This is a genomic window from Marinobacter sp. L-80, assembly GCF_056859395.1.
This window is the reverse complement of the sequence record NZ_JBSXOI010000051.1, coordinates 27,688-47,619: the sequence shown is the minus strand read 5'-3', so window position 1 is coordinate 47,619 and position 19,932 is coordinate 27,688. Positions and strand designations below refer to the sequence as shown.

Below are 19,932 nucleotides of genomic sequence, written 5' to 3'. Positions count from 1 at the left end.
ACCTTCCCTGTAACCGGTCGTTTAACCGCAAGGGTTTGCCACGTTTTTGACGCCTTAAACTATAGTAGAACACTAGCACGGAATTATGACGTAAACTTGTTTTGGGTCATTTTTTAAACAGGCCCTTTCGCGTCCAATGAAGGGACGCTCAAAGCGCCTCATCTGGTCAGGAACAGCACGGTCTATGGACAGTCCAACGCTCAGCGAATTCGACCTCCACCTTTTTGCCGAGGGTCGCCACTGGCACATTTACAACGTGCTCGGTGCCCATGTCTGCAGGAACCGAGGTGTGGAAGGTGTCCGGTTTGCAGTCTGGGCGCCGCACGCCAGCGCCGTCAGTGTTGCCGGTGACTTTAACGAATGGAACGCGGGCATCCATCCCATGTCGTTGCATGAAGGCACGGGGGTTTGGTCCTGCTTTATCCCGGGCATCGGTAACGGCGCTCTCTATAAATTCGCCATCACAACGGACAAAGGCCGGCAGATCCTGAAAACCGATCCCTATGGACAGGCTTTCGAGCTCAGGCCCTCCACCGCTGCTGTAGTCACCGAGCGAGGCCACTTTGGCTGGGGCGATGGCGACTGGCTGGCCCGGCGGGGTCGCTGGAACTGGCAGGATTCGCCCATCTCCATCTACGAGGTTCATGCCGCCTCCTGGCGCCACCACGGTTCGGGTCGATGGCTGACCTATCGGGAACTGGCCGACCAACTCATTCCCTATGTGCTCGAACTGGGCTTCACCCACATTGAACTGTTGCCGGTCACGGAACACCCCCTGGATGAATCCTGGGGATACCAGACGACCGGATACTACGCGCCCACCAGTCGGTTCGGCACGCCGGACGATCTTCGTTATCTGGTGGACCAATGCCACCGGCACAACATCGGCGTGATTCTGGACTGGGTACCGGGACATTTCCCGACCGATGAACACGCCCTTGCCCGCTTTGATGGCAGCGCGCTTTACGAACATGAAGATCCCCGCAAAGGGCGCCATCAGGACTGGGGCACACTCATCTACAACTATGGCCGGCATGAGGTGCGGAACTTCCTGATCGGCAGTGCCTTGTTCTGGCTGGACGCCTTTCATATCGACGGACTCAGGGTGGATGCGGTGGCTTCCATGCTGTACCTCAACTACTCCCGCAAGGAAGGCGAATGGGAGCCCAACGTGCATGGAGGCCATGAAAACCTCGAAGCCATTGAGTTCCTGCGGGAATTGAACCAGGTCTGCCAGAGCCGCTTCCCCGGAACGCTGGTCTGCGCGGAAGAATCGACCTCCTGGCCGCGTGTAACCCGGCCACCGGAAATTGGCGGACTCGGGTTCAACCTGAAATGGAACATGGGCTGGATGCACGACACCCTGGACTATCTGGCACAGGATCCGGTGTATCGTCAGTATCATCACGACAAGCTGACCTTTGGGCTGCTCTATGCCTTCTCGGAGAATTTCCTGCTGCCGCTTTCCCACGACGAAGTGGTTCATGGCAAAGGCAGCCTGATCAACAAAATGACCGGCGACGAATGGCAACAGAGGGCTACTTTGAGGGTGCTTTTTACCTACATGTTCAGTTACCCGGGCGCCAAACTTCTTTTCATGGGCGGTGAATTCGGGCAGCGACGCGAATGGAGTGAATCCCGGGAACTGGACTGGTCTCTACTGGCCTACCCGGAGCATCAGGGAATTAAAAAGCTGGTTCAGGACCTGAACGGTATTTACCGGCGGGAGGTGTCGTTACACGGCGCCTGCTTCAAGCCGGATGGTTTCGAGTGGATCGACTGCCATGATTCCCCCCAGTCAGTGATCAGTTTCCTGCGCACCGCCAAGGGCGAAACCTCGGTGATTGTCGTTAATTTCACACCCATGCCCAGACACCACTATCGGATCGGCCTGCCTGAAGGTGGCAACTGGCGGGAAATTTTTAATTCCGATTCAGAGTATTACGGTGGCAGTAATCTGGGAAATCCCTACCCCATGCCTGCGGATGCCCAGCCCTGGATGAACCGTGAGTGGTCCGTGGAACTAACCCTGCCACCACTGGGCGCGATCATTCTGAGGCCGGCTTTATGATCCGCGTGCTGTTTGCAACCAGTGAGGTTTATCCCTTGATGAAAACCGGCGGTCTTGCCGACGTTTCTGCAAGTTTGCCGGAAGCGCTCTGCCGCCTGGAATACGACGTACAGATACTTCTACCGGGCTATCCCGATGCTTTGAGAGCGGCAAGAAAGGCAGGCTCCCGAAGGAAGGCGCGGTTTCAGCTGGGGCAATACAATGTGAGCCTCTGGCAGACCCGACTGCCCGGCACCGCTGTCACGCTATGGCTAGTGGACTGTCCGCCATTGTTTGATCGCCCTGGCAACCCCTACAAGAACGAGGAAGGCAAAGACTGGTGGGACAATGCCCATCGCTTTGAGCTGTTCGGAAAGGTCGGCGCCATGATCGCCATGGGAGAGGCAGGCCTGTCCTGGAGACCGGATCTGGTTCACTGCAACGACTGGCAAACCGGGCTGATACCGGTATTTCTAGAGGCCTACCACGACAGGCCCGGCACTGTGTTTACCATCCATAACCTCGCCTACCAGGGACTCTTCTCCCACGAGACTTTCCGTGCCCTGGGTCTGCCTGATTCGCTCTGGAACCTCGAGCAGCTTGAATTCTACGGGCAGCTTTCGTTCATCAAGGGCGGCCTGGTTTTCAGTGACCGAATCACCACCGTCAGCCCGACCTATGCGCTCGAGATCCAGACCCCGGAATTCGGTAATGGACTTGATGGTTTGCTCCGACACCGCCAGGACGCGCTCACCGGCATTCTCAACGGCATCGATAACCGGGTCTGGAATCCCGAGGAGGACCCTGAACTGTCCTTTCACTATGGCCGGGATCACTTGAAGAACAAGGCGCAGTGCCAGGCCGGCCTGCAGCAAGAGCTCGGGCTGGAGGTAAACGGCGGTCCACTACTGGGCTTCATCGGGCGACTGGTTGAACAGAAAGGCGTGGACTGGCTGGTTTCGGTGATGCCGCACTTGCTGGAACAGGGTTGCCAGTTTGTCGTTCTTGGCTCCGGTGAAGCCAGTTACGAGGAGCCCCTGAAACGCCTTGCCCGGCAATGGCCGGGGCAAATGTCTCTCACGTTGGGCTACAACGAGGGGCTTTCCCATCGCATCACGGCCGGATGTGACCTGTTCCTGATGCCATCGAGATTCGAGCCCTGTGGGCTCAACCAGATGTACAGCCTCAGGTACGGCACGATTCCGGTGGTGCACGGTGTTGGCGGACTGGCAGATACCGTCCAGGACCCTCAGGAAGTTGGCATCGACAAGGCCACCGGATTCGTTTTTACCGGCGCCAATGCCGATTCGTTACTGGCTGCCGTAAACCGCGCGCTACAGTTTTTTGAAAAACGTAAGCAATGGCGGCGATTGCAGGATAACGGCATGGCGATCGATTATTCCTGGAAGCAGCGGGCTCGCACCTATGGCGATCTGTATCAACGTATTCTCAAAGAACGTGACCAACAACAGCTGGATTAGTGCGAGCGTTTGCCCGCCTGGAGGCAACCAACATGCATAAAGCAACGGAATTCCGACTTGAAGCTCATCCCCTGCTTCCCGAACCCCTGGAGCGATTGGAAGAGCTTGCCAATGACCTGTTCTACAGCTGGGACCATGGGGTTCGAAGCCTGTTTGTCCGTATTGACCTACCGCTATGGCAGAAAGTCGAGCACAACCCAAAGCTTTTCCTGCGGCGGGTTGCCCAGGATCGACTCGATGAAGCGTCTGAAGACCGGGCGTTTCTGGCCGAGTATCGTCGGGTTCTGAGTAGCTACGATGCCTATCTTGAGGCTGGCCCCGGCCCGGAAGTGACGGAGAAGCTCGATCCGGAACAGGCCCTGGTGGCTTACTTCTGTGCCGAATTCGGCTTCCACGAAAGTTTTCCGATCTATTCCGGCGGCTTGGGCATCCTTGCCGGCGACCATTGCAAGGCCGCCAGTGACCTGGCCCTGCCCTTTATCGCTGTGGGTCTGTTGTATCGGCAGGGTTACTTTATCCAGAGTATCGACGCCCACGGTCAGCAGATTGCGCGCTATCAGTCCCATTCCAGCGATGAATTGCCTATTTCACCGGTGGAGATAGACGGCAAGTGGCTCAAGGTCTCCGTCCCCTTCCCCGGGCGTGATGTTGTGGCGCGTGTGTGGGAAGCCCGCGTAGGCCATATCCGCTTATACCTGCTGGACAGCAATACCGAAGAAAACGGCCCGGAAGACCGGGATCTGACGCTCCAGCTTTACGGTGGCGACGAGTCCACGCGGATCAGCCAGGAAATGCTGCTTGGCATTGGTGGAACCCGGGTTGTGGAGGCGCTGAACCTAAAGCCGACCGTCTGGCATATCAACGAGGGCCATGCCGCATTCCAGATTCTGGAACGCTGCAGGCACACCATGGTTTCCGGGTTGAGTTTCGAGGCCGCGCTTGAAGCCGTTGCCGGCGCAACGCTGTTCACAACGCATACGCCGGTACCGGCTGGCCACGACATCTTCCCCCGCTCCCTCGTTCATCATGCCCTGGGGCGATATATCGAGGAATCTGCCCTGGATTTTGATCAGGTGTTTGCCCTGGGCTCGAAGGACGGTGGGGACAGTTTCAACATGACCAGTCTGGGCCTGCGCGGCTCTCGTTTCCACAACGGGGTGAGCCGGATTCACGGTGGTGTCGCCTCGTTGATGGAGGGCGATATCTGGCCCCAGGTGCCGTCGGCAGAAAACCCTATCGGGTACATTACCAACGGTGTGCACGTACCGACGTTTCTGGCGCCGGAATGGTCCAGCCTGTTCGATATACAGGCGCCCACGTGGAAAAGTGAACTCCGGAACCCGGAATTCTGGAAGTTTATCGACCAGATCCCGGACTATCACTACTGGAGCGTTCACAAGGCCCTGAAACAGCAAATGGGCGAATACATTGTCCAGCGGCTCAAGCGCCAGCATAAACGCAACGGCACCGGCCATTCCGTCACTGACAGGATGACCCGGCAGCTTGTTTCCTCGGAAAAAGACACGCTGGTTATCGGGTTTGCAAGGCGGTTCGCCACCTACAAACGCGCGACGCTGATCTTCTCGGACCTGGAACGCCTCGAAAGCATCCTGACCGATCCGGACCGCCCGGTGGTGCTGGTATTTGCCGGCAAGGCCCATCCCAAGGACAAACCCGGTCAGCAACTGATCAAGGTAATCCACGACCTTTCCATGCACCCTTCGTTGATGGGGCACCTGATTCTCCTGGAGGACTATGACCAGGCCATGGCCCGCAGGCTGCTCAGTGGCGTCGATGTGTGGCTGAACACACCGGAATACCCGAAAGAGGCCAGTGGCACCTCCGGAGAGAAAGCAGCCCTCAATGGCGCTCTTAATCTCAGCGTGCTCGACGGCTGGTGGGGCGAAGGCTATAACGGCAAAAATGGCTGGGGCATCCCTCCCAGGGATACCGAACTGGACCCTGAATTCCGGAATGAGGAAGAGGCCCGGGACCTGATCGATCTGCTCGAATTCGAAGTGGTTCCCCTCTACTACGAGCGCGCCTCCCAGGGCTTTTCGAAAGGCTGGGTCCAGCGATCCAAGGCTTCGATGAAGTCGATCACACCAAGGTTTAACGCCCGGCGTATGGTGATGGATTACGTCAATAACTATTACCAGCCGGCGTCAACCCAGGGTGCTTTGCTGATGGCCGACAACGGCGAGGTTGCCAAAGAACTGGCAGACTGGAAGGCACGGGTCAGGCATGCCTGGCCGGGAGTGCAATTAAACGTGGTTGGCTGCGTCGAAGCTGCCTGCCCCCATGATGGCGGCGTAGAACTCAGAGTCGAGGCAAGGCTCAATGGCCTGTCAGCGAAGGATGTGCGGGTGGAGTGCCTGGTCAGCCCAGAATGCACCGGCACCCATAACAGCCCGGGGCCCGACAGTTTCTTGCTGGATAAGGAAAGCGAAGCGGAGGGGCGAACCGTGTTCTCTACACGCGTGCAACCCCCCTATCCCGGCTTGCAGACTCTCAGGCTCAGGATGTACCCCTATCACGAATCACTGACGCATCCGTTGGAGATGGGCGCCATGCTCTGGGTCTGACCCAGGGCATGGCGGTGCCTCAAAGCAGGTGCCGGCGAATGAATCGGCCGATGTCCTGTATTTCCTCAAGGCACACACTGTGTTCCATGGGGAATGTCTGATACGAAGGGTCGTAGCCCATCTCCTTCAGGGTTTCGACACTGCGCACACCCAGTGATTCCGGCACCATCGGATCGAAGGTTCCGTGATACACGCTGATCGGCACATCAGCATTGGCCTCTGAGCGTTGAACCGTGTCCGCGGTGGCGAAGTAGGTTGAAAGCGCCAGAACACCGCCAAAACGTTCCGGGTAGCTGAGCCCCAGTTCATAGGCAACGGCGCCTCCCTGGGAAAATCCGGCGATGATAATGCGCTCCGGCGGGGTGCCTTTGTGTTTTTGCTGCTCGACCAGTTTGGCGACCGCATCGGCAGACGCCCGCAACTGTTCCGTATCCACCACACGGTCGATATCCATGGCCTTGATGTCGTACCAGGCGGGCATGGACATGCCACCGTTGATGGTGACAGGCAGATTGGGCGCATGGGGAAAGATGAAGCGTACCGCTGTATCTTCCGGCAGGCCCAGTTCCGGCACTACGGGCTCGAAGTCGTGGCCGCTCGCACCAAGGCCATGAAGCCAGATGACGGCTGCGGTCGGGCTTTCCCCGGTTTCAATCTGAATGTACTGAAGATCCTGCACGGTTTACCTCATGTCTGAAAATTATGTACCGGTTTATTCGGAATGGCCGGATTTCTCGGCATTGGCCTCAAGCGCGGTGACCACTGGGTTGGCATACATATCCAGCAGATAAGGCCGGATGGCCGGATCGCAGGCTTCCAGTCTCCGCTCCATCTCGGCTTCAGCAGCTTCCATTTCCGCCGGTGACCAGGTTTCGGCAGTGACCACTGAATCGCTGACGGTATCCGGCGTATCGTGGGCCTGGGGATGAAGACCACGCTGCTGATAAGCCACCAGGTTTGAGGCATGCAGGTGATAGTTCGCATGCATCTCCCGATCTATACGGGCGGCCAAATCTTTCGGGTTATCCGGTGAATCATGGATGGGCGCACCAAAGTGCACATGCACGTGCCCTTTGAAACCGGTCAGTCCCTTCATGATCTGTTCGGTATCTTCACCCTCTCGCTTGATGTACTGGCCGGTCCGGGCCCGGGTTTCCAGCTCCTGGGCTTTGTCGGCATCGCACGGATCGTACTCGTAGGCAATGGAAACTGGCACCACATGCAGCCGATTCATGGCTTCGTCAAAACCGAGCCCGCTTTTCTTGCGGCTCATATAGAACATCTTGATGATGGCGGGGTCGGTAAAATCCAGCCCGTCCTTCGCCCGGCCCTCACGTTGGGCAATCCATATGCTGTGATTGGTATCGATGCTGTGGTTGATAAAGCCGGAGAGTGTGATGTAGGCATCACGCATCTCGCGGGGGCTTGTCATGCTGCGTCGCACTACAAAGCTCTTGTTCAGTCGCATCATTTCAGCGAACACCCGGTTGGCAAGCAGGTTGTCGCCAATGGCAATTCGGGTGGTATGGAAACCATTCTGGAACAGCTGGTAGTTCACCACCATGGGGTCGAAAACAATGTCCCGATGGTTTGAAATAAACAGATAGGCGCCGCGCTTGTCGAGGTTCTCCAGCCCGCTGGTCGTTACTCGCGTGGTTGTGCTCTCAACCAGCTCACCCACGTAGCTGGAAAGCCCGGCCTGGAGATCATCGACTCGTGTGTAGTGGCCAAAATGGCTGTTTAACCAGCGACGGGTAAACACACGCAACATGGCCGGCGCCCAGCGGGCCAGAGTCGGTGACTTGAAGCGACCGACCATATCCAGAAATTCCTGATCGTTGACCAGGCGGTTGATAGCAGCGCCGGTTTCTTCGTCCGAATAGGGACGGATGGCATCAAATTCCTGCATGGAAGCCCTGTTGTTATCAGTGTCTGTCACAGTATGGCGTGAAACGGTGGTTCAAAAACGCGGTATTGTAGCGTTTCTTAGATTAGTTTGCCTCCACCCGGCCCGTGGGTTTGCTGGCCAATCCTCAGGGTTAATCTGGTATCATTCGCCATTGCGCCGAACCCGGCACTCCACCCGAATCAATACAGCGGCTCCAAGCCGAGCAACCGGTTATTCTATGTATCTTGATCAGGATTTCGAACAGCTTTCCACCGAGCGCCCAACCACCTCGGGCCGTGATCCGGAACAGGTGCTGCACGAAGTCTTTGGTTATGAATCCTTCCGTCCGCTTCAGGGTGACATCATCCGGGAAGTATCGGAAGGCCGCGATGCACTTGTGCTCATGCCGACGGGCGGCGGTAAATCTCTTTGCTACCAGGTGCCGGCGCTGGTTCGCTCGGGCACTGCGATCGTAATTTCACCTCTGATTGCCCTGATGCAGGACCAGGTAGCGGCATTGAAAGAGCTAGGGGTCCGGGCTGCGTTCCTGAATTCAACCATGGATTTCGAGCAGGCCCGGGCGACCGAATACGCGCTCATGACCGGTGAGCTTGACCTTCTGTACTGCGCCCCTGAAAGACTGATACAGCCGCGCACCATCGAATTGCTTCATGACGCCTCCATCTCGCTGTTCGCTATCGACGAGGCCCATTGTGTGTCCCAATGGGGTCACGATTTCCGATCCGATTACCTTCAGCTCAGCATGCTGGCAGAACAGTTTCCCGGCGTACCCCGCATCGCGTTGACCGCAACCGCGGATGAGCGAACCCGAAAGGAAATTGCAGAACGACTGTCACTGACAGAGGCAAGACACTTCGTCAGTGGCTTCGATCGCCCCAACATTCAGTACCGTATAGCGCCAAAAATAAACGCGAACAAACAGTTACTGGATTTTATTAAAGCCGAACATGAGGGCGACTGCGGCATCGTTTACTGCCTGTCCCGGAACAAGGTCGACGCCACCGCGAAAACCCTGGCCCAGAAAGGCTATACCGCTCTGCCCTATCATGCAGGCCTGTCCTCGGAACAGCGTGCCCATCACCAGGAGCGGTTCCTGCGTGAAGACGGGGTGATTATTGTTGCCACCATCGCCTTCGGCATGGGTATCGATAAACCGGACGTGCGCTTTGTCGCACACCTAGATCTGCCGAAGAGCCTTGAAGCCTACTATCAGGAAACCGGTCGGGCCGGGCGTGACGGCAAGCCGTCTACGGCCTGGATGGTTTATGGCCTGCAGGATGTCATCAAACTGCGCCAGATGCTGGAAAGCTCACAGGGTAACGATCATTTCAAGCGCGTGGAACGGCAGAAGCTGGATGCGATGCTGGGCCTTTGTGAGGTCACCAGTTGCCGCCGTCAGGTGCTGTTGCGCTATTTCGGGGACGAGCTTGAGCAACCCTGTGGCAATTGCGACACCTGCCTGAATCCACCGGACACCTGGGATGGAACCGTCGCCGTCCAGAAAGCCCTTTCCTGCGTTTTCCGAACGGGCCAGCGTTTCGGCGTTACCTATCTGATTGATGTTCTGCGAGGCTCGGAAAACGAGCGGATTCTCCAATCCGGGCACCACCAGGTGTCAACCTACGGCATTGGAACGGAACTGAGTGCCAACGAGTGGAAATCGGTATACCGGCAACTGGTGGCCAATGGTTACCTCCGTGCAGATCCGGAGGGCTATGGTGCGCTCCAGTTGACCGAGCAGTGTCGACCACTGCTGAAAGGACGTCATACCATTGAGCTGCGCAAGGACCCGGAAATCAAGAAGACAACCGGCCGGGCAAACGGCGGCCGGTCGGGTTCGCCGGTCTCAGAACAGATTACCGACAAGGCCGGCTGGGAGGCGCTTCGAGCCTGCCGCAAGGAGCTGGCTGACAAACAGGGCGTGCCGCCCTACGTCATTTTCCATGACACTACCCTGTTTGGAATGCTGGAACGCAAACCGCGCACCCTGGATGAGCTGGCGGAAGTCAGCGGCGTGGGCGCCGCCAAGCTAGAGAAATACGGCGAGATTTTCCTGCAAACCATCGCTGGCCTCGAACAGGCCTGAATTGTTCAGGCCTCTGCTTTAAACCCTTTCTTCCGGACGCGGTAATGGGCGATGGAGGTCGCTACATGGTTGCCCTCTTCGTCCACCAGTTTTCCTTCCAGGGAGAATTTCGCCCGCCCGGTCTCGTCAGCGTCAGCAAGAATGGCTGCCACGGTTTCGGGATCCAGGGTGAATTCTACAGTGACATCGCTGTTGGCTGGCTGGAGAAACTGCAACGTCATTTCCTTGAGAATCGGCGTGTACGAAGGCCCCAGATCAAATAGGGTCAGCACGCCACCGGGAATTTCGGCTACCAGAAAGTACGCGCCCGCATAAAGGCTGCCGAAGTGGTTTTTGTTGCCTTTCAAGCGGATTTTCGCTCTTACATATCCTGGCCTGACCTCCTCAACGCTGAAGTTGTTCCGTGGTGCAAAAGGAATCGACAGTCCGATGATCTTGTTCACCGCTGCATACCCGCCCGTTTTCTTCAGCCAGGCCAGAGGGCTAGCCAGTGTAGCCTTGGGGTCGGTACTTGCCACCCATTGACCGGTCGCTCCGATGAGATTATCGATAATTGCCATTGCCAAGCTCCGAAATTGATTGGGAACTGATGATTACAACGGACTTCAGTGCTCGCAAGAAGGTTTTACAATTTTTTTGGATGTTGTCCGATTTATTTTTGAGTTTCTGTTCTAAAGTGAGGATGCGTGCCTGAATCATGACCGCTTGTTAGCCGGTTTTTCCAGTAGTAAGAAAGGATCTCTGATTTGGAATATTCTCTGCCCGCTTCCCTGGTCTTCCACCGGTTCCGAAAACTGGTTCTTTGCCTGATGCCATTGGCTTTCTGCCTTGCGGCAGGACCACTCTCAGCCACAACGTCATCGACCACTGCGTCGCAGGCAGCCGTGCGCGGTTACGTACTCTGGTACCGGAATTACGACAGCCCTGCCATCCGGGCCCTGGTGGAGCTTGCTCTGAAGAAGACGCCAGAGTACGGGGAATTTCAGATCATCAGAAGTGAAGAGCTGAGCCAGGGCCGCGTACTGAGGGAACTGACAGACGGCCAATCACGATTAGTTGACATCGCCAATGTCGCTACCTCCGCAGAACGGGAGAAGTCCCTGACCGCCATACCGTTTCCGGTCGATGGCGGGTTGCTCGGTTTTCGGGTTTGCGTGGTCATGCCGGAATCCTTGCCCCGGTTTGCGGGAATCAAGACTCTGGATGACTTGAGAGACAGTCAGATTCGGATTGGCCAGGGCGCCCACTGGCCAGACACACCGGTGCTTGAAGCCAACGGTATTCCGGTGGTCACTCACTCCCGATACGAAATACTGTTCGGAATGTTGCGTAATGAACGCTTCGAGTGTTTTGCCAGGGGCGTAAGCGAAGTGCTTTACGACCTGGAATTGGAGCAGGATCCTAATCTCCTAATTGAGCCTGATCTGTTGATCGCCTACCCGATGCCGTCCTATCTCTTTGTCGGTCCCGAAGACCAGGAAACCGCCCATCGCCTTCAGCTGGGAATTGAGCGCGCCATCCACGATGGCAGCTTCAATGATTTCCTCAGGCACTACTACGCCCGCGCTGTGAAAGAGCTTGATCTCGACGAGCGTAAGGTCATTACTCTCGAAAACCCGTACCTGAGCGAAGAATCCCGTTACGTTGGGCGCAAAACCTTCGAGAACCTGCGCCGTCGGCTGGAAGTCCTAAGCCGCTAACAGTCGCTCTTCGCTTACACCCGGAACCTCGACACGTTCTGGCTCAGTGCGGTGCCGATGCGCTCAATTTGCCCGCTGTAAACATCGTTTTCGGAGGCCGCGGCGGCCGCTTCCTGGCCCTGATCTGCAATCCGGGTAATCGACGAATTCAACTCCTCGGTAACCGACGTCTGTTCCTCGGATGCTGTGGCAATCTGCGACGTCATCTGGCTGATGGACGTGATTGCCTCGGCAATCCGGTTGAGGGCATCCATAGCGTCCTGCGCTTTTTCCATGCTGACATTGGATACTGCAGTTGAGGCATTCATGACATCGACCGCATCATTGGCGCCTTTCTGCAGACGCTCAATCATGTCGTTGATTTCCTCGGTGCTGGACTGGGTGCGCTGGGCAAGGTTACGTACCTCGTCTGCCACAACTGCGAAGCCCCGCCCTGCTTCACCGGCCCGAGCGGCTTCAATCGCGGCATTCAATGCCAGCAGGTTGGTTTGCTCTGCAATACCCTGAATCACTTCAAGCACTGTTGTGATTGATGTAACGTCCTTGCCAAGGGTGTGGATGACCTCTGCGGCCGCATTAATCTCCTTCGAGAGCTTCTGTACGGCGTCCCGGGAGGCAGCGACGGTCTCCAGCGAAGCCCGGCTGTCCGCATCCGCGGTGTTGGCGGCGTCTGCGGTTTGCTGTGCGTTCTGGGCAATCTCGCCGGCAGCGGCCGACATCTCGTTGATCGCGGTCGCCACCATGTCGATTTCGGCCTGCTGGCTCTCCACGCTCGAACGACTGGTACTGGCGGTATCTCTCAGCGAGCTGACATTTTCCCCGAGTTCGGCGCTACCCTTCTGGACATCCCGAACAACCGTCTGGATATTCTCGACAAACTGGTTAAAGCTCCGGGCCAACTCACCGAATTCATCTTTTGCACTGTCGTCCAGACGCTGGGTCAGGTCAGCATCACCACTGCCAATGTCCGCCATGGCCTTGTTCAAGCGGCGAACCGGCGCCATCAGAACCTTGATGCCCAGATGCAGGATCACCAGAGAAACGATCAGGCCGATCACGGCCATGATCAATCCAGTCATTCTGGCGCTCTGGACCGGTGCGTTGATCTTGTCCGCGTTTACAAAGGTCCCCAGATACCATTGCACGCCGCGCGCTTCACTGATCGGATGGAAGCTGGCCTCCCAGTTGCCGTCATCATTACTGTATTCGTGAGCGTCCCCGCCAAGATCCGGCTTGCCGCCAATGAGCTCACTGATGTTCTTGCCGACAAGGCTTTGCCGTGGGTGGAACAGTATGGTGCCACGCTCATTGATCAAAGCAGCGTAACCGGTGTCCGCGAGTGTGACTGTGCTCAGGGTTTTTGCTATCGCGCCCAGGCCGATATCAGCACCGGCCACGCCCTCGTATTCACCGCGCTTCACGGGCGCAAGTGTGGAGATGATCATGTCGTTGGTGCTGGCATCCTGATACGGCTCGGTGAACGAGGCGCTTCCGAGGCTCATGGCCTTCTTGTACCAGGGGCGCTGGCGGGGATCGTAATCCGCTGGCAGCGTGGCATTCGCCTCCGGCGATTTCATCAGCATGTAGCCGTCGGTACGCCCGACATAGACATCCCGGAAGCCGCCGCCGGTGGTAATGGCCTGAAGAATGACCCGCGCCTCTTCGTCGTTCTCGGCATTCTCCAGGGCTTTGGCGGTGGCTTCAGTCATCACCAGCCGGGCATTGAGCCACTCTGCGATGCTCGACGTGCTCTGCTGTACGGTGTCGTCGATCAGCGCGTTCACATAGGTTTCGGTGGTGCTTTGTAATCGTAAATCGCCAGAGAGCGTAAAAGCCCCCATAACCAACAGCAACAGAATACCGAAAGCAGTCAGGAGCTTTTGCCCGAATGTCAGCTGCACGGTCGAATCCTCAGCAATAAAATTGATATTCGTTAATGTGTGTTTCGGCCCATGGTGCGAAGTCTTTAGCGGCTTCTGTTAAACTTTCCAATTATTGACGCAGACGCTGAGATTGTCCTCATTCCATAACGAACGGGAGCCGAACTGAATGGCCCATGAAGAACTGCACCTCAACCTCCGGAACCTGAGGCTTGATGACTACGATCAGCTTCAGAAGCTTATGGATCGGGTATACGACGACATCGGAGGCTCCTGGCCGAAGGACACCATCAAGGCATTGGTGGAGCAGTTCCCCGACGGCCAGATCTGCATTGAGGAAAGCGGCCAGCTTATTGCGGTTGCGCTGACGGTCTGCGTTAAGTACGAGCGTTTCAGCAACCCGCACACCTACGACGATCTGATCCTCCGTAACGAGAAGATCTGGCACAACGCCAATGGTGACTCCCTCTATGGGCTGGATGTCTTTATCCACCCCGACTATCGGGGCTACCGCCTGGGTCGTCGACTCTACGAAGCGCGAAAAGAACTCTGCCGCTCCATGAACCTGCGTGCCATCCTGGCGGGCGGGCGCATACCGAGCTACTTCAAATACGCCGAACAGTATTCACCCGAAGAGTACATTCAACGGGTCGATCGCAAGGAAATCTACGATCCGATTCTGAGCTTCCAGCTCTCGAACGATTTCCAGGTTACGCGGTTGATGCACAAATACCTTCCCGAGGATGAGAAATCCCAGGGCTACGCGACGTTGCTGGAATGGCGGAACATTCTCTACACCCCACCTTCCCCGGTTCTGAGCGTCAAGAAAACTCAGATAAGGCTGGGCGCCGTGCAGTGGCAGATGCGTGAATTTACCTCGGTTGAAGAGGTGCTCGAGCAGGTTGAGTATTTTGTGGACGCCTTGTCTGATTACAAAAGTGACTTCGCCATCTTCCCCGAGTTTTTCAACGCGCCGCTGATGGGACTGACCGATCAGATGGACCAGACCCGGGCCATCCGTTTCCTCGCCGGATTTACCCAGCAGTTCCGGGAAGAGATGTCTGAAATGGCGGTGAGCTACAACATCAACATTATCACCGGTTCCATGCCGCTGATCGAAAACGATCGGGTGTATAACGTGTCCTATCTCTGCCACCGGGACGGTCGTGTTGATGAGCAACGCAAGATTCACATCACGCCCCACGAACGCCGCGACTGGGTGATCGAGGGCGGCAACCAGTTTGAGGTCTTCGAGACCGATGCCGGCCGGGTCGCCATCATGATCTGCTATGACATCGAATTCCCTGAACTGGGCCGTATTGCTGCCAGCCAGGAGGTTGATATCATCATGGTGCCGTTCTGGACCGACACCAAAAACGGCTACCTCAGGGTTCGCCAGTGCGCCCAGGCCCGCGCAATCGAAAACGAATGCTATGTGGTCGTCACTGGTAGCGTTGGCAACCTGCCGAAAGTCGAGAACCTGGACGTCCAGTACGCTCAGTCTGCCGTATTCTCACCTTCGGATTTTGCCTTCCCGCACGATGCAGTTATGGCGGAAACCACGCCGAATACGGAGATGATCATGTTCTCCGATATGGACTTGGAAAAGCTGAAACTGGTGCGTAACGAGGGGTCTGTCACTAACCTGAAAGATCGTCGCGTTGATATGTATGAATTGAAGACCAAGTAAACTGGCCTGATCAGCCAGGTCAATTTGTTAAATAACTGCGTTAGCGGTCGATCGTATGGCACTGATGGCGTTGCAAAACTAGAATTCAGTGTCTATTGTTTAACCAATATCCAGCCTGTCTCCCAATGAGACAGGTTGCTGTGGATACGGAAATCACCAGAGAACCCGATTCATGAACGAAGCATTGCCGGACCTTGTCGCACGATTCCGAGTCAGACAGGGCCTTTTTCGGAAGGAACTTGTCGAAGCCGCCCTTTATGAGCTGGACGGCTACGGATGTGTTATGAAAACCGACAAAGTGTTCAACCCCGGTGATACCGTGGTGCTCGATCTCGTGATGGACATGCCGTTCGACAAGATCCGCGCAGAAGGACTCGCCGGGCTGGTGACCGAACGCAGAAAACACTGCAGTAACTTCTTCTATTCAATCGATTTTGTAGAGCTCGACTCCAACGGCAGCTCGTCGCTGGCGGAAAAGCTCCGCAGAATCCGGGAAGTGCTATCCAAAAAACAGTCGCTCAAATCACGTCGTTCCCCAGGCTCCATGTCCGGTTTCCGGCAGATGGCCTGACATTGATTTTCGTTGAAACCTGCCCGTAAGGAGACATTCCATGGCGAAGAAAACCAAACAGAACGTTGATAAAATCGTGAAAAAGGTCAACAAGGAGTTCGAAAAGACTTCTTCCCAGATCGAAGGCCTGGTGAACGATGCGCTGAAGCAGTTCGACAGCCTGCAGAACCAGGTTCAGGAGCCTGTTCGCAAGCTGCTGAAGGAAATCGACGAGCTTCGCGACCGCGAGATGAAGCGTTTCCACGAAGAGTTTGAGCGCCGCCTGGAAGAGTTCCATGAACTGCAGAGCAGCATTCTCGAGCGTCTTGGCGTGGCTTCCAAGGAAGCGGGTGAAGAGGTCAAGAAGCTCACAGATGAAGTGAGTAAAGAGGCCAGCACGGCAGCCAAGAAATCAGCGCCGAAGAAAACCGCCAAAACAGCTTCCAAAGCCAAAGGCGCGACCAGCAAGCCTGCGGCGAAGAAGCCTTCAGCCAAGAAAGCACCAACTGCCAAGGCTGCAAAGCCGGTCGACAAGAGTGACCTGACACTGGTTAAAGGTATCGGCCCGGCCACCGCCAAGAAGATGAAGGACGCTGGCATTACCTCCATCGACCAGATCGCCAATCCGTCTGCCGAAGACCAGGAAAAGCTGAAGGCCTTCTCAAACGTCAAGGGATACAGCCAATTCAGCGCTGAAGCCAAGAAAATCGGCTGATGCGAACGCCTGACCAGCCTGTTTTACGGGACATTGTCCTGATTGGCGGCGGGCATAGCCACGTCGGGGTACTCAAGCGGTTCGCGATGAACCCTGTTCCCGGCGTGCGCCTGACCCTGATCTGCCGCGACACCCACACCCCCTATTCCGGCATGCTGCCGGGCTACGTGGCCGGCCACTATAGCTACGACGATGTCCACATCGATCTGAGCCGCCTGGCGGAGTACGCTGGTGCGCGCTTTTACCGGGCCGAAGCCATGGGCATCGACCGGGATCAGAAGCGGGTTATCTGCCGCGGTCGCCCGGATGTGCCCTACGACATACTGTCAATCAATATTGGCTCGTCTCCTAGGGTCAATGAAGTGGAAGGCGCTTCCGACCACGCGGTTCCGGTTAAGCCGATCACCGGCTTCAACAACCGCTGGCTTGCACTGCTCTCCCGTATCGAGAATTACGACGGGCCGCTGGCGGTTGCCGTGGTTGGCGCTGGTGCCGGTGGCGTTGAGCTGACCCTCGCCATGCAGTTTCGACTGAAGAATGAACTGAAACAGCGTGGTAAAGATCCCGGTCAGCTGCATTTCCACCTCTTCGACGCCGCCGACCAAATTCTACCGACCCACAACCCCAAGGTGCGTGAGGTTTTCCGAAAAACCTTGTCGAATCGTGGTGTGAAGGTCCATCTGGGATCGCCAGTCAGCAAGGTTCAGGAAGGGTTATTGATTACCGAATCCGGCGAAACCCTGCAAACGGACGAAGTGCTCTGGGTAACCCGGGCTGGTGGCCCGGAATGGCTCAAGGACACAGGCCTGGCGCTGGACGATGGGCTGTTCCTGAGAGTACGCGATACCCTGCAAGTGGAGAATGACGACAGCATTTTTGCTGCTGGCGATATTGCCAACGTCTTGAATCACCCCCGAGAAAAAGCGGGGGTATTTGCGGTAAGACAGGGCCCTCCCCTCGCCGACAACCTCAAGCGGCTTGCAACCGGCAAGGATCCGAAGGATTTTCATCCGCAGAAGAAGTGGTTAGCGCTAATCAGCACCGGGGACAAGTACGCTGTGGCCTCCCGGGGAGATTTGCAGTTCGACGGCGCCTGGGTCTGGCGCTGGAAAGACTGGATCGATCGCCGCTTTATGAAGAAGTTCAACGATCTGCCTCCAATGGAGGAAGAATCCAAACTGCCGGATACGGCTGCCGCACAGAATGCCGAGGAAGCCTCCCAGGCCATTTCGGCGGTTGCCATGCGTTGTGGTGGTTGTGGCGCCAAGGTGGGCAGCACCGTTCTTTCGCGTGCCCTGGGAGAGCTGAAACCCATCGAGCGGGACGATATCCTGATCGGCCTTCACGCCCCGGACGACGCCGCCGTTTTGACGGTGCCGCCCGGCAAAGCCGTGGTTCACACCGTGGATTTCTTCCGTGCGTTCATTGACGACCCCTACATCTTTGGCAAGGTGGCGGCCAATCATAGCCTCGGTGACGTCTTTGCCATGGGCGCCGAAGCCCAGAGTGCCACGGCCGTTGCCACGGTGCCTTACGGCATCGAGTCCAAGGTTGAGGATGTCGTCTATCAGATGATGTCTGGTGCTGTTGAAGTGCTGAACGAGGCAGGATGCGCGCTGGTTGGCGGGCACACCGGCGAGGGCAAGGAACTGGCCCTGGGCTTTGCAGTCAACGGCCTGATCGACCCGGAAGAAGTCATGAGCAAAGGTGGCCTGAAAGCGGGCGATGCCCTGATTCTCACCAAGCCCATCGGTACAGGCACCCTGTTTGCCGCTCACGCAAAGCTGGCGGCCAAAGGTCGGTGGATCGATTCCGCCCTCGCCTCCATGGTCCAGTCCAATAAGGCGGCAGCAGACTGCCTCAGGAAATTTGGATCAAAAGCCTGTACAGACGTTACCGGCTTCGGTCTCCTCGGGCATCTCGTTGAAATGACCAAGCCCTCGGGTGTGGATGCCGAACTGGACCTTTCTGCCATCCCGATCCTTCCGGGCGCGGAGGAAACAGCGGCAGCAGGGATCCTCAGTTCCCTGCAACCAGCAAACATCCGCTTGCGCCGGGGTATCCGGGATCAGGAAAAATGGGTAAATCATGCCCGATATCCCCTGATTTTTGACCCTCAAACGGCGGGTGGTCTGCTGGCAAGCGTTGCGGCGGACAAGGCAGAGGAGTGTGTACGGGAACTGAAAGCCCTGGGCTATCCGCACACAGCCATCATCGGCCGAATTACCGCCCAGGATGAATCGGGGCCCATCGAGCCTATTTCCCTGCGGGATTAACGTCCCTGTGAGCAGCGCTGCATTGCAAGGTGTAGCGCCTGCTCCAGGGATGCCTGTTCTTTTTCGGGCAGGAAACGCTCGGCCAGATTACCAACCTGGGCTTTGAGGCTTTCGAGAAACCCAGGTTCGGTCTCTGCGTGTTGCAGCAGACCGGCCAGCGCCTGTTCGTCGCCAACGGGAAAATATCCGGCATAGTCACGCCCCAGCAAACCAACATTGCCCGGAATGTCGGATGCCAACACCGGCAAGCCAGCCCGGCAGGCTTCGGAGACCACGTTTGCGCCACCCTCCATTACCGAGCTGATCACCATTAACTGGCTGTTCGCCATCAACTGCCGGGTGCGGGTTTTATCCAGCTCGCCGAGCCATTGGAAGCGTGGGTTTTCAGCCATTTCCCGCTCTGCTTTGTTGTGCCATGCGTCGTTGTGGGCCCTGCCGGCACAAAAAACCTGTACCTTCGAGTCCTTCGGAAGCAATCGTGCGGCATAAGCCGCCCTCAGAGAATCCTTTTCGTCCCGAAGATGACCAATCACACAAGCGCCAAAACTCTCTTTCGTGAGATCCGCTTGCCGCGCCGGAAAGGCCTCCGGCCCCTCAGCCGATTGGTATAGCGTGACCAATTTGCTGGCAAGGCCGGCGGGTATGTCGTGCGCTACCAAGTCGTGCAGACCAATAAGCGCATCGGCCGCGCCCATGGAATACCGGGTGTCTTCCGGGTATTCGTGCTGGTGGTAATAGATATCCGTGCCGGTGAGAGCCACGATGAGCGGCTTTTCAGGCCAGATTTCGCGGAAATGCCGTATGGCATCGACACTACGCCAGGCATGCAGGGCTATAAACGCATCGCAGGGTTCCCCGTGGTATTCAGTAACCACGTCGACCGAGTGCCCGGCACTTTGCAGCAAGGTCTCCCACCGTTCCGCCGTTGCCCGGTTTCCTGCTTTCGAACCCGGCTGCGCCGGCGTGATCATTATCAGATGCATTGTCTTTGATTGAACCCAGCTTACTGA

At 56.8% G+C, this 19,932-nt stretch carries 14 protein-coding genes; 9 read left to right on the top strand and 5 right to left on the bottom strand.

Going from position 1 to position 19,932, the window contains the following annotated elements; all coding sequences use genetic code 11:
* Positions 1-184: 184 nt before the first annotated feature.
* From glgB to glgP, 3 genes are read left to right on the top strand one after another with little or no spacing between them, the layout of a single operon-like run.
* Positions 185-2,071, top strand: coding sequence for a 1,4-alpha-glucan branching protein GlgB (gene glgB / locus AC13E3_RS06050; protein ID WP_041645216.1), 1,887 nt, complete (start codon positions 185-187; stop codon positions 2,069-2,071).
* Positions 2,068-3,531, top strand: coding sequence for a glycogen synthase GlgA (gene glgA / locus AC13E3_RS06045; RefSeq protein WP_288365675.1), 1,464 nt, complete (start codon positions 2,068-2,070; stop codon positions 3,529-3,531). Before glgB ends, glgA begins: the two co-directional genes overlap by 4 nt.
* Before the next feature lie 32 nt (positions 3,532-3,563).
* Positions 3,564-6,116 carry an alpha-glucan family phosphorylase gene (gene glgP / locus AC13E3_RS06040; protein ID WP_482901821.1) on the top strand — a complete coding sequence of 851 codons (2,553 nt, stop codon included), beginning with the start codon at positions 3,564-3,566 and terminating at the stop codon, positions 6,114-6,116.
* 19 nt (positions 6,117-6,135) lie between these two features.
* Here glgP and AC13E3_RS06035 read toward each other — a convergent pair whose 3' ends face one another.
* Positions 6,136-6,795, bottom strand: coding sequence for an alpha/beta hydrolase (locus AC13E3_RS06035; protein WP_405419771.1), 660 nt, complete (start codon positions 6,793-6,795; stop codon positions 6,136-6,138).
* A 33-nt stretch (positions 6,796-6,828) separates the two neighbouring features.
* The gene (locus AC13E3_RS06030; protein WP_008169692.1) at positions 6,829-8,025 is read right to left on the bottom strand and encodes a lysophospholipid acyltransferase family protein; all 1,197 of its coding nucleotides are present in this window, start codon (positions 8,023-8,025) and stop codon (positions 6,829-6,831) included.
* A 217-nt stretch (positions 8,026-8,242) separates the two neighbouring features.
* On the opposite strand from AC13E3_RS06030, the gene recQ reads away from it, so the two are divergent.
* Entirely contained in the window at positions 8,243-10,111 is a 1,869-nt protein-coding gene (recQ, locus tag AC13E3_RS06025) for a DNA helicase RecQ (protein ID WP_273093414.1), read from the top strand.
* Between the two features lie 5 nt (positions 10,112-10,116).
* On the opposite strand, the gene AC13E3_RS06020 is transcribed toward recQ, so the two are convergent.
* Positions 10,117-10,671 carry a YiiD C-terminal domain-containing protein gene (locus AC13E3_RS06020; RefSeq protein WP_041645218.1) on the bottom strand — a complete coding sequence of 185 codons (555 nt, stop codon included), beginning with the start codon at positions 10,669-10,671 and terminating at the stop codon, positions 10,117-10,119.
* A 186-nt stretch (positions 10,672-10,857) separates the two neighbouring features.
* Between AC13E3_RS06020 and AC13E3_RS06015 the strand changes: the two genes are divergently transcribed.
* Positions 10,858-11,811 carry a hypothetical protein gene (locus tag AC13E3_RS06015; RefSeq protein ID WP_405419775.1) on the top strand — a complete coding sequence of 318 codons (954 nt, stop codon included), beginning with the start codon at positions 10,858-10,860 and terminating at the stop codon, positions 11,809-11,811.
* 14 nt (positions 11,812-11,825) lie between these two features.
* On the opposite strand, the gene AC13E3_RS06010 is transcribed toward AC13E3_RS06015, so the two are convergent.
* The gene (locus AC13E3_RS06010) at positions 11,826-13,712 is read right to left on the bottom strand and encodes a methyl-accepting chemotaxis protein (RefSeq protein WP_482901820.1); all 1,887 of its coding nucleotides are present in this window, start codon (positions 13,710-13,712) and stop codon (positions 11,826-11,828) included.
* A 148-nt stretch (positions 13,713-13,860) separates the two neighbouring features.
* Here AC13E3_RS06010 and AC13E3_RS06005 point away from each other — a divergent pair, with 148 nt between their 5' ends.
* From AC13E3_RS06005 to selD, 4 genes are all read left to right on the top strand, one after another.
* Positions 13,861-15,381 carry a carbon-nitrogen hydrolase family protein gene (locus AC13E3_RS06005; RefSeq protein ID WP_008171577.1) on the top strand — a complete coding sequence of 507 codons (1,521 nt, stop codon included), beginning with the start codon at positions 13,861-13,863 and terminating at the stop codon, positions 15,379-15,381.
* Between the two features lie 172 nt (positions 15,382-15,553).
* Positions 15,554-15,952, top strand: a complete 399-nt coding sequence (locus AC13E3_RS06000; protein WP_008171578.1) for a hypothetical protein — start codon at positions 15,554-15,556, stop codon at positions 15,950-15,952.
* A gap of 40 nt (positions 15,953-15,992) precedes the next feature.
* On the top strand, positions 15,993-16,646 hold the full coding sequence (locus AC13E3_RS05995) for a helix-hairpin-helix domain-containing protein (protein WP_482901819.1): 654 nt from the start codon (positions 15,993-15,995) through the stop codon (positions 16,644-16,646).
* The gene (selD, locus tag AC13E3_RS05990; protein WP_405419784.1) at positions 16,646-18,922 is read left to right on the top strand and encodes a selenide, water dikinase SelD; all 2,277 of its coding nucleotides are present in this window, start codon (positions 16,646-16,648) and stop codon (positions 18,920-18,922) included. The genes AC13E3_RS05995 and selD overlap by 1 nt, the downstream gene beginning before the upstream one ends.
* On the opposite strand, the gene senB is transcribed toward selD, so the two are convergent.
* Positions 18,919-19,893 carry a selenoneine biosynthesis selenosugar synthase SenB gene (gene senB, locus AC13E3_RS05985; protein ID WP_482901818.1) on the bottom strand — a complete coding sequence of 325 codons (975 nt, stop codon included), beginning with the start codon at positions 19,891-19,893 and terminating at the stop codon, positions 18,919-18,921. The two genes, selD and senB, sit on opposite strands and share 4 nt — an antisense overlap.
* Positions 19,894-19,932: the final 39 nt, after the last annotated feature.